At 71.4% G+C, this 10610-nt stretch carries 5 protein-coding genes and 1 pseudogene; all 6 read left to right on the top strand.

All coding sequences use genetic code 11. The annotated features are described in order from the left end of the window. Positions 1-147 precede the first annotated feature (147 nt). Positions 148-1245, top strand: a pseudogene (locus AB0D93_RS40875) (beta-ketoacyl reductase); the annotation flags it as partial. A 69-nt stretch (positions 1246-1314) separates the two neighbouring features. Then, positions 1315-7176 (top strand): SDR family NAD(P)-dependent oxidoreductase, encoded by a 5862-nt coding sequence (locus AB0D93_RS40870; RefSeq protein ID WP_362131629.1) that lies wholly within the window; start codon positions 1315-1317, stop codon positions 7174-7176. A gap of 46 nt (positions 7177-7222) precedes the next feature. After that, on the top strand, positions 7223-7696 hold the full coding sequence (locus tag AB0D93_RS40865; RefSeq protein WP_362131626.1) for a nuclear transport factor 2 family protein: 474 nt from the start codon (positions 7223-7225) through the stop codon (positions 7694-7696). Between the two features lie 63 nt (positions 7697-7759). After that, a complete protein-coding gene (locus tag AB0D93_RS40860; protein WP_362131623.1) occupies positions 7760-8251 on the top strand; it encodes a hypothetical protein in 492 nt (163 codons plus the stop codon). Continuing rightward, positions 8248-9522: an NAD(P)/FAD-dependent oxidoreductase gene (locus tag AB0D93_RS40855; protein WP_362131620.1), complete on the top strand. Its 1275-nt coding sequence runs from the start codon at positions 8248-8250 to the stop codon at positions 9520-9522. The genes AB0D93_RS40860 and AB0D93_RS40855 overlap by 4 nt, the downstream gene beginning before the upstream one ends. Positions 9523-9562: 40 nt before the next feature. Next, entirely contained in the window at positions 9563-10393 is an 831-nt protein-coding gene (locus AB0D93_RS40850; RefSeq protein WP_362131617.1) for a thioesterase family protein, read from the top strand. The last annotated feature ends 217 nt before the right edge of the window (positions 10394-10610 follow it).

Below are 10610 nucleotides of genomic sequence, written 5' to 3'. Positions count from 1 at the left end.
GCGTTGCTGGACGCGGCGTTGCATCCGCTTGCTCATGAGGCGGTGGACGGGGGTGGCGAGTTGTTGCTGCCGTTCGCGTGGAGTGATGTGGTCGTCCATGCCACTGGAGCGACGCGACTGCGTGTGCACTGGGCGGCTGATGGCCGGATGACGGCGCTCGATCCCGAGGGGCAGCCGGTGATGGAGATCGGCTCCCTCGCCCTGCGCCCGCTCGGCGACGGCCTGGCGGCGAGCAGCACACCCACGGACGGGGATCTGCTGGCTGTGGACTGGGTGCCGGTCGTGGTGCCGCCTGCTGCTGGAGCGGTCGCTGAAGTGGCCGGTGTCGGTGGGTTGTTGGAGTTGGCTGATGCGGGTGTGGTGCCGGACCGGGTGGTTGTGTCGGTGTCCTCGCGGGATGGTGAGGCTGCTCCGGTTGCTGCGCATCGTGTTGCGGGTGAGGTGCTGGGTCTGGCTCAGTGCTGGGTGGGTGATGAGCGGTTCGCGGATGCGCGTCTGGTCGTCGTCACCCGTGGTGCCGTCGGTGTCGGTCAGGAGGATGGTCCGGCCGATTTGGGTGCTTCGACGGCGTGGGGCCTGATCCGTACGGCTCAGTCGGAGCATCCGGGCCGGTTCGCGCTGGTGGATCTGGATGATGCGGGTGAGGTTTCCGCTGCCGTACTGGTGGGTGAGGAGCCGCAGGTCGCGGTGCGTGACGGTCAGGTCCTGGTGCCGCGTCTGGTGCCGGTGGCCGCTGGGCAGGAGTCGGCTGGGCTGGATCCGGATGGCACGGTGCTGGTCACTGGTGCTTCGGGCACGCTGGGTGCGTTGGTGGCCCGGCATCTCGTCCAGCGTCATGGTGTGCGGCATCTGCTGCTGCTCTCGCGCCGGGGCGCGGGCGCTCCTGGTGCCGGCGAACTCAGTGCCGAGCTGGAGTCGTGGGGTGCGACGGTTGAGCACGCGGCGTGTGATGCGGCGGATGCCGGTGCGCTGGCCGGTGTGATCGCGGGTGTTTCCGCTGATCGTGGGTTGACGGCGGTGGTGCATGCCGCGGGCGTCCTGGATGACGGTCTGGTGCAGGCGCAGTCGGTGGAGCGTCTGGCTCCGGTGTTGCGGCCGAAGGTGGATGCGGCGTGGAACCTGCATGAGCTGACGCGTGATCTGCCGTTGGCGGCGTTCGTGGTGTTCTCCTCGATCGCCGGTGTGATCGGTAATGCGGGGCAGAGCAATTACGCTGCCGCGAACACGTTCTTGGACGCTCTGGCCGCGCACCGCCGCGCTGAGGGTCTCCCCGCCCACTCGCTCGCCTGGGGCCTGTGGGAGGAGGCGAGTGCGATGAGTGGCGGTCTGGACGTGGCGGACCGGGCGCGGCTGGCTCGTTCGGGGATCAGGGCGCTGCCCACCGAGGCCGGCCTGGGTCTGCTGGACCGTGCTCTGGGCACCGGTGCGGCCCTGTTGGTCGCGGCGGCGGTGGATCGTGCGGCGCTGCGCGCGGCGGAGTCGGAGTCGGTGCCGTCGTTGATGCGGACGTTGGTGCCGCGTCGTCGGCGTGCTGCCGCTGTGGGTGGCGGTGGGGTGTCGTGGGCGGAGTCGGTGAGGGCTCTGCCGGGTGCGGAGCGTGAGCGTGCCGTGCTGGAGTTGGTGCGGGGCACGGTGGCCGCTGTGCTGGGGCATGCCACGGCGCAGAGTGTCGCGGCGGACCGGGCCTTCAAGGAGCTGGGCTTCGACTCGCTGACCGCGGTCGAGCTGCGCAACCGGCTCAACACCGCGACCGGACTTCGCCTGCCCGCATCCCTCGTCTTCGACCACCCCACACCCCACGCCATCGCCACCCGCGTGGGAGACGAGTTGTTCGGGGCCGGTGGTGACGCGGACGCGGATGTCCCGCCGCAGCAGGCGGCCTCGGTGGACGACGATCCGATCGCGGTGGTGGGCATGGCGTGCCGCTACCCGGGTGGTGTGTCGGACGCCGAGGGGTTGTGGGAGCTGGTGGCCGGTGGTGTGGACGGCATCGGTGAGTTCCCGGCCGACCGTGGCTGGGACGTGGAGTCCCTCTACGACCCGGACCCGGAAGCGACCGGCACGACGTACGCGAAGTCGGGTGGCTTCCTCTATGGGGCCGCGGAGTTCGACGCGGAGTTCTTCGGGCTCAGCCCGCGTGAGGCGCTGGCCACGGACCCGCAGCAGCGGCTGCTGCTGGAGACGGCCTGGGAAGCCTTCGAGAACGCCGGCATCGATCCGGCGACCCTGCGCGGCTCCCGCACCGGTGTGTACGCGGGCGTCATGTACAACGACTACGCCTCACGCGTCCACGAGGTTCCGGACGAGTTGGAGGGCTACCTGGGCACGGGCAGCGCGGGCAGCGTGGCGTCGGGCCGGCTGGCCTACTACTTCGGGCTGGAGGGGCCGGCGCTGACGGTGGACACGGCCTGCTCGTCGTCCCTGGTGGCCCTGCACCTGGCGGTGCAGTCGCTGCGCCGAGGCGAGTGCGACCTGGCCCTGGCCGGCGGTGTCACGGTCATGGCCACCCCGACCACGTTCATCGAGTTCTCCCGCCAGCGCGGTATGTCCCCCGACGGGCGGTGCAAGGCCTTCGCCGCCGCGGCGGACGGGGCGGCCTGGGCCGAGGGTGTGGGCCTGCTGCTGGTGGAGCGGTTGTCGGAGGCGCGTCGGCGTGGGCATCGGGTGCTGGCCGTGGTCCGTGGCACGGCGGTGAACCAGGACGGTGCGTCCAATGGTCTGACGGCTCCGAACGGTCCTGCTCAGGAGCGGGTGATCAGGAGTGCGTTGACGGATGCCGGGTTGTCGCCCGGTGATGTGGATGCGGTGGAGGCGCATGGTACGGGGACGCGGCTGGGTGATCCGATCGAGGCGCAGGCGTTGCTGGCGACGTATGGCAAGGGTCGTGACGGGGAGCGTCCGTTGTGGCTGGGGTCGTTGAAGTCGAACATCGGGCACAGTCAGGCCGCCGCGGGTGTGGGTGGTGTGATCAAGATGGTGCAGGCGATGCGCCATGGTGTGTTGCCGCGCACCCTGCATGTGGATGAGCCCACTCCGCACGTGGACTGGGAAGCGGGCGCGGTACGGCTGCTGACCGAGGAGGTGGCGTGGGAACAGGGTGAGCGTCCCCGCCGGGCCGCCGTGTCCTCCTTCGGCATCAGCGGCACCAACGCCCACCTCATCCTCGAAGAAGCACCCGACGCCGCCGAGCCCACGGCCACGCAGGAGACGCCCGCAGCCGCTCCGGCCGTCGTCGTCGCTCCCGAGGCCGCCCTGGTGCCCTGGATCCTGTCGGCCCGCTCGGCCGACGCCCTGCGGGCCCAGGCCGGGCGCCTGCGCGACCACCTCGCCCGCACGCCTGGACTCGACCTGCTGGACGCGGCGTTCAGCCTCGCGGACGGCCGGGCGCGGTTCGCACACCGCGCGGTCGTCCTCGGACAGGACCGGCAGGAACTGCTGGACTCGCTGGCCGCGGTCGCCGCAGGGCGCGCCCATCCCCGGGCCACCGCCGGTGTCGCGTCGGCCGCCGACCGGGTCGTGTTCGTCTTCCCCGGCCAGGGCTGGCAGTGGGTGGGTATGGGGGCCGAACTCGGCGCCGTTTCCCCGGTGTTCGCCCGGCGACTGGCCGAGTGCGAGCGCGCCCTCGCCCCCTACATCGACTGGTCGCTCGCCGATGTGCTCACGGACGAGGAGAAACTGGCCCGCGTCGACGTCATCCAGCCCGTGATGTGGGCGGTGATGGTGTCCCTCGCGGCGGTGTGGGAGTCCCTCGGCGTCGTACCGGCGGCCGTGGTGGGCCACTCGCAGGGCGAGATCGCGGCGGCCTGCGTCGCCGGCGTCCTCGACCTGGACGACGCCGCCAAGGTGGTGGCCCTGCGCTCGCGCGCCATCGCCCGCATCGCGGGTGACGGCGGCATGGCCTCGGTGGGCCTCGCACCGGAGCGGACCCGGGAACTGCTCACGGAGCTGGCCGGCGACCTGCACCTGGCGGCCGTCAACGGCCCCGCGTCGGTCGTCGTGTCGGGTGCCGCGACCGCGCTGGACGCCCTCCAGGCCGAGGGCGAGGCACGGCAGGTGCGGGTACGGCGGGTGCCCGTCGACTACGCCTCGCACTCACCGCACATGGAGCAGCTGCACGACACCCTCCTCGACGAGCTCACGGACATCACGCCCCGTCAGGGACGCGTGCCGTTCTACTCCACGCTCACGGGGGAGCGCCTCGACGACACGACCGGCATGGACGGTTCCTACTGGTACGAGAACCTGCGCCGACCCGTGCAGTTCGAGCAGGCGGTCCGCGCCCTGGTGCGGGACGGCTTCGACGCCTTCGTCGAGAGCAGCGGGCATCCGGTGCTGACGTACGGGGTGGAGGAGACGCTCTCCACCGTGGGCGCCGAGGCCCTGGTCATCGGGTCGCTGCGGCGCGGCGCCGGCGGCATCGGCCAGTTCCTGCGGTCGGCGGCCGAACTGCACTGCGCCGGGTACCCGGTCGACTGGACGGCGCTGCTGTCCGCCGACGGCAGGCCGCGCACCCGTGTCGAGCTGCCGACGTACGCGTTCCGGCGCACGCGGCACTGGCTGGACGTGCCGACCGCGTCCGGTGACGTCGCGGCCGCCGGCCTGCAGCGCACGGGTCACCCGCTCCTGGGGGCGGCCGTTGATCTGGGCGGCGACCTCGGGGTGGTGCTGAGCGGTCTGGTGTCCCTGTCCGCCCACCCGTGGCTGTCCGACCACGCCGTGGCGGGAGCGGTCCTGCTGCCCGGGGCCTCCCTCGTCGAACTGGCCGCCGTCACCGGAGCCCGCGCGGGCTGCCCCGTCGTCGAGGAACTGACGCTCGAGGCACCCCTGGTGGTGCCCGACCACGGTGCGGTCCAGGTGCAGGTGTCGGTGGGCGCTCCCGACGACGACCGACGCCCGGTCGTCGTGTACGCCCGCGCCCACGACGACCAGGAGTGGGTGCGCCACGCCACCGGACACGTGGTCACGGAGTCCGCCGGAGAGAGCCCGGCCCGTGCCGACTGGGCGACGGGGGCATGGCCTCCGGCGGGTGCCGAGCCGGTGGACCTCACCGGTGCGTACGACCGTCTCGCCGAACGCGGCTACGAGTACGGGCCCGTGTTCCAGGCACTCGACGCCCTGTGGCGGGTCGGCGACGACCTGTATGCCGAGATCTCCCTGGCCGACGGCACCGCCACCGCCGGGTTCGGGCTGCATCCCGCCCTGTTGGACGCCGCTCTCCACCCCCTGGTGCTGACCGGTCAGGACGACGCGGGACAAGTACAGTTGCCGTTCTCCTGGGGCGGTGTACGCCTCGAAGCGGCCGACGCCTCACGCCTGCGGGTACGGCTCGGGGTGCGCGGCACCGACGAGTACGTCGTCGAGCTGGCCGACACGACGGGCCGGCCGGCCTGCCGGGTGGCGGCTCTGAGGGCCCGGCCCATCACACTCGAGCGGCTCGCGGCAGCGGCGCTTAACGCTGCGGGAGGCGCCACGGACGGGGATCTGCTGGCTGTGGACTGGGTGCCGGTCGTGGTGCCGCCTGCTGCTGGTGCGGTTGCCGAAGTGGCGGGTGTGGGTGAGTTGTTGGAGTTGGCTGATGCGGGTGTGGTGCCGGACCGGGTGGTTGTGTCGGTGTCCTCGCGGGATGGTGAGGCTGCTCCGGTTGCTGCGCATCGTGTTGCGGGTGAGGTGCTGGGGCTGGCTCAGTGCTGGGTGGGTGATGAGCGGTTCGCGGATGCGCGGCTGGTCGTCGTCACCCGTGGTGCGCTCGCAGTAGGCGGCGACGATGCACCCGCCGATTTGGGTGCCTCGACGGCGTGGGGCCTGATCCGTACGGCTCAGTCGGAGCATCCGGGCCGGTTCACTCTGGTCGACCTCGAACCGTCCGGCGCACTGCCGCACGACGTGATCGCCGGTGGAGAGGACCAACTCGCCGTCCGTGACGGTCAGGTTCTGGTGCCGCGTCTGGTGCCGGTGGCCGCTGGGCAGGAGTCGGCTGGGCTGGATCCGGATGGCACGGTGCTGGTCACTGGTGCTTCGGGCACGCTGGGTGCGTTGGTGGCCCGGCATCTCGTCCAGCGTCATGGTGTGCGGCATCTGCTGCTGCTCTCGCGGCGGGGCGCGGACGCTCCCGGTGCCGGCGAACTCAGCGCCGAGCTGGCGGGATTGGGGGCCACGGTCGAGCACGCGGCGTGTGACGCGGCCGATGCCGGTGCGCTGGCCGGTGTGATCGCCGGTGTCTCCGCTGACCGTCCGTTGACGGCGGTGGTGCATGCCGCGGGCGTCCTGGATGACGGCCTGATGCAGGCGCAGTCGGTGGAGCGTCTGGCTCCGGTGTTGCGGCCGAAGGTGGATGCGGCGTGGAACCTGCACGAGCTGACGCGTGATCTGCCGTTGGCGGCGTTCGTGGTGTTCTCCTCGATCGCCGGTGTGATCGGTAATGCGGGGCAGAGCAATTACGCTGCCGCGAACACGTTCCTGGACGCTCTGGCCGCGCACCGCCGCGCTGAGGGTCTCCCCGCCCACTCGCTCGCCTGGGGCCTGTGGGAGGAGGCGAGTGCGATGAGTGGCGGTCTGGACGTGGCGGACCGGGCGCGGCTGGCTCGTTCGGGGATCAGGGCGCTGCCCACCGAGGCCGGCCTGGGTCTGCTCGACCGTGCTCTGGACACCGGTGCGGCCCTGTTGGTCGCGGCGGCGGTGGATCGTGCGGCGCTGCGCGCGGCGGAGTCGGAGTCGGTGCCGTCGTTGATGCGGACGTTGGTGCCGCGTCGTCGGCGTGCTGCCGCTGTGGGTGGCGGTGGGGTGTCGTGGGCGGAGTCGGTGAGGGCTCTGCCGGGTGCGGAGCGTGAGCGTGCCGTGCTGGAGCTGGTGCGGGGCACGGTGGCCGCTGTGCTGGGACATGCCACGGCGCAGAGTGTCGCGGCGGACCGGGCGTTCAAGGAGCTGGGCTTCGACTCGCTGACCGCGGTCGAGCTGCGCAACCGGCTCAACACCGCGACCGGACTGCGCCTGCCCGCATCCCTCGTCTTCGACCACCCCACACCCCACGCCATCGCCACCCACATCGCCGAGAGCGTGTCCGGAACCCCAGCCGTGGCGCCGGATCCGGTCACCGACGAAGTGACCCAACTCGAAGAGCTCTTCGCGGCGCCGGCGAGCCCCCGCGAGATCTTCGCCCTGATCGATGCCGCGGGCTGACCGGCGCCGCCTCAGCCGCCAAGACACACCAGAGAGGACCAACCCCATGTCCATCGTCGTGCGAGAAGCTCCTGCGCGTCACACCAACACAGACCTCTGGCACCGCTGGGTCGACCTGTGGAACGGGAACTTCGACCTCGCGGAGTCCGTCATCGCCCCCAAGCTGCAGACGCACCTCCCCGCCTTCGGCCGGCCCGCGGACACCGAGCCGGTGGACGGCCCGGCCACCCTCGTCCGCTGGCTCGAGGAGTGGCGCTCCCGGTTCTCCCTGTCGGTGTTGACGACCGACTTCGGTCCGTTCGTCAACGACGACTACATCCTCGCCCGCCGCAGGTTCACCGGTGTGTGGCAGAGCGGTGAGCCGCTGGGCGCGACCGCTCCCGCGGGTACCGAGGTCGAGTTCGCCGGCGTGGACATCCTGCGGGTCGAGGACGGCCGGATCTCGGAGTACTGGGTCGGCGACAACCTCATCGACATGTACGTCCGACTGGGCGCGATCCACGACCCGGTCAGGTCCTGAACCCACCGCCCGGCTCTCCGGGCGACACCACCACTCAAGCAGCGCAACACGAAAGGGACGCACATGTCCAACGCCGCCGTGGACACATCCACAGTGCGCGCCAAGGCCGACCTGTGGCACCGCTGGATCGGCCTGTGGAGCGGTGACTTCCCGGACTCCGAGAAGTTCGCCGTCGGCGAGAGCATCATCTCGCCGAACCTGGTGTGTCATCTCGCCGCCTATGAGATGCCGGAGTCGCACACCATCAACAGCCCCGGTGCCGTGGTCCGCTGGATCGACGTGTGGCACTCGTACTTCTCCGAGTCCAAGATGATCACGACGGTCGGTCCGTTCGTCAGCGACGACCATGTGATCGGCCGCTGGAGCTTCCGCGGTGTCTGGCAGGGAGGCAAGCCGCGCGGCGCCACCGCTCCCGCGGGTACCGAGGTCTTCATCGAGGGCCACGACATCCTGCGGCTCGACGACGACGGTCTCATCGCGGAGTACTGGGTCGGCGACAACCTGCTCGACATGTACGGCCAGGTGGCCGCCATCCGGAAGCCGCAGGCCTCATGAGCGCCCCGGCCTATGACGTGGCCGTCGTCGGCGGCAGCATCGCCGGCTGCACCGCGGCCATCCTGTACGCACGGGCGGGCGCCCGCGTCGCACTCATCGAGCGGCACAAGAACCCCGACGCCTACAAGGTCCTGTGCAACCACTACATCCAGCCTTCCGCCGTGCCGATCATGCGGGAGCTCGGCGTCATCCCGCAGATCGAGCAGGCGGGCGCGCCGCGCACCTTCCCGGTGGCGTGGTGGACCCAGTGGGGCTGGATCGAGCCCGAGCCGACGTCCCCCGGCGAACCGCTGCCGTACGGCTACAACGTGCGCCGGGAGACCATCGACCCGATCCTGCGCCGCATCGCCATGGAGACGGAGGGCGTCGAGACGCATCTGGGCACCAAGGTCACCGGCCTGGTGCGGGAGGGCGGACGCACGGTCGGCGTCCGGGTGGGCAGGGACGGCGCGGACCGGGAGATCCGCGCGCGGCTCGTCGTCGGCGCCGACGGCAGGAACTCCTCCGTCGCCGAGTTCGCGGATCTGCCCACCAAGTCCGTCCCCAACAACCGCTTCAGCTACTTCGCGTACTTCCGCGGGGACGTGCTGCCGAAGTCGGACGTGAGCTACATCTGGTTCGGTCAGGACATGGCCTACGCCAATCCTACGGACAGCGGGCTCACGGCGATCGCCTGCGCGCCCGGCAAACACCATCTGCCCGCGTTCCGCGCCGACCTGGACGGCGCCTACACGGAGTACCTGAGCCGGCTGCCGAACGGTCCCGACCTGAGCGCCGGGGAACGCGTGTCGAAGATCATCGGCACCACCGACTACCCGCTGCTGGACCGCGAGCCGACCGCCCCCGGCCTCGCGCTCGTGGGTGACGCGGCACTGTGCTCCGATCCCATCTGGGGCGTCGGCTGTGGCTGGGCCTTCCAGTCGGCGTCCTGGCTCGTGGCCGCCACCAGGGACGGGCTGCACCTCGGTCCCGGTGAAGTGGACCGCGGGCTGGCCGAGTACCGGCGGGTGCGCCGGGACCGGCTGCGCGGTCAGCAGTTCCTGATCGCGGACTACGCGGGGGGCCGGCCGATGAACGCCATCGAGCGGCAGATGTTCTCCGCCGCCGTCCACGATCCGCAGACGGCCCGCCATCTGCACCGGTACGCCAGCCGCTTCATGGGGGTCAGGGAGTTCCTGGCTCCGCAGGTACTCGCCCGGGCGGGCCTGGTCAACCTCCGGAACCGGCTGTCCGGCCACGCACGTACGCCGGGGCGCGTGCTGAGCCCCTGACGGGCACCACATGACGTAACTACGAGTTGAAGGAGTCCCGTTGCCGGACCTGACCAGCAGTGAGGTGGATCTTCCCGCGCTCGACCCGACATGGTGGTCGTGGCACTCCGCGCACGGCGGGCTGCTCGCCGCGATGATGATGCGGCATGCCAGGCACCTCGCCGGCGGAATGACGCCGCGCTCCGTCCACGCCTCGTTCCTCGCCCCGGTGCGCACCGCGCCCCTGCGACTGTCCACCGAGGTCCAGCAGAGGAACCTGTCGAGCGCCGTGACCAGGTCGACGCTCTACCACGACGGCCACCCCGCCGCCTCGGCGATCTCGTTGTTCGCCGAGGGCGGGGCCGAGAACGGCCTGCTCTACCGCAGGCCCCGTATGCCCGAGGTCCCGGACGTCGCCGACTGCCCGGAGTTCGACCTCCTGCCGGACCTGATCCCGGTCGCACGCCATCTGAGCATTCGGATGGCGTCCACGACCCGTCCGCTCGCCGGGGGCGAAGAGGCCCAGCTGACCGGCTGGATACGGCTGAAGAACCTCGATCTGCAGCCCGCGGAGGCGGTGTTCGTCCTGCTCGACTCGATGCCGCCCGCGCTCTACGGCGTCCTGGACCGGCCCGTCCCGGTCCCCTCGGCCGAGATCTCGGTGCGTTTCACCGACCAGGTCGCCGAGGGGGGCCTCGACGACTGGGCGCTGATCCAGGTCCGCACCGAGCAGGCCGGCTTCGGATGGACCCTGGAGTCGGGCTCCCTGTGGACGCCCGACGGGACGCTGCTGGGGGTCAGCCTGCAGACACGCCGCATCATGGACCCGGCCGTGGACCTGCCCGGCCCGGACCTGCACAGCGCGGTGCCGGAGCTGTCGCCGAGCGCCTGACACCGGCCCACCCGAACCTGCCCCCCGGCCTTCCCCCAGGCCGGGGGGCAGCACCATGTCGCGGCACGGTCGCACCACGGGGCCGTCCTCGCCGACCGGGGCGACGACCCCGCAGCCCTGGTCGGCACCGTGCCGGACACAACGAAGCGCGGACCACCACCTGGTGGTCCGCGCGGTATCGCGGGCACCAAGGCGTCGGGCCCGTACGACCGCGGTC

The sequence above is a fragment of the Streptomyces sp. NPDC048191 genome (genome assembly GCF_040652655.1).
In the GTDB taxonomy this organism is placed as follows: Bacteria; Actinomycetota; Actinomycetes; order Streptomycetales; family Streptomycetaceae; genus Streptomyces.
The sequence above is the reverse complement of the archived record's forward strand: the minus strand, read 5'-3'. Positions and strand labels throughout refer to the sequence as shown.

Excerpts from the sequence above, each read along its gene's own strand:
- AB0D93_RS40870 (WP_362131629.1), top strand. The coding sequence starts at position 1,315 with ATGAGTGGCGGTCTGGACGTGGCGGACCGGGCGCGGCTGGCTCGTTCG.
- AB0D93_RS40865 (WP_362131626.1), top strand. The coding sequence starts at position 7,223 with ATGTCCATCGTCGTGCGAGAAGCTCCTGCGCGTCACACCAACACAGAC.
- AB0D93_RS40855 (WP_362131620.1), top strand. The coding sequence starts at position 8,248 with ATGAGCGCCCCGGCCTATGACGTGGCCGTCGTCGGCGGCAGCATCGCC.
- AB0D93_RS40860 (WP_362131623.1), top strand. The coding sequence starts at position 7,760 with ATGTCCAACGCCGCCGTGGACACATCCACAGTGCGCGCCAAGGCCGAC.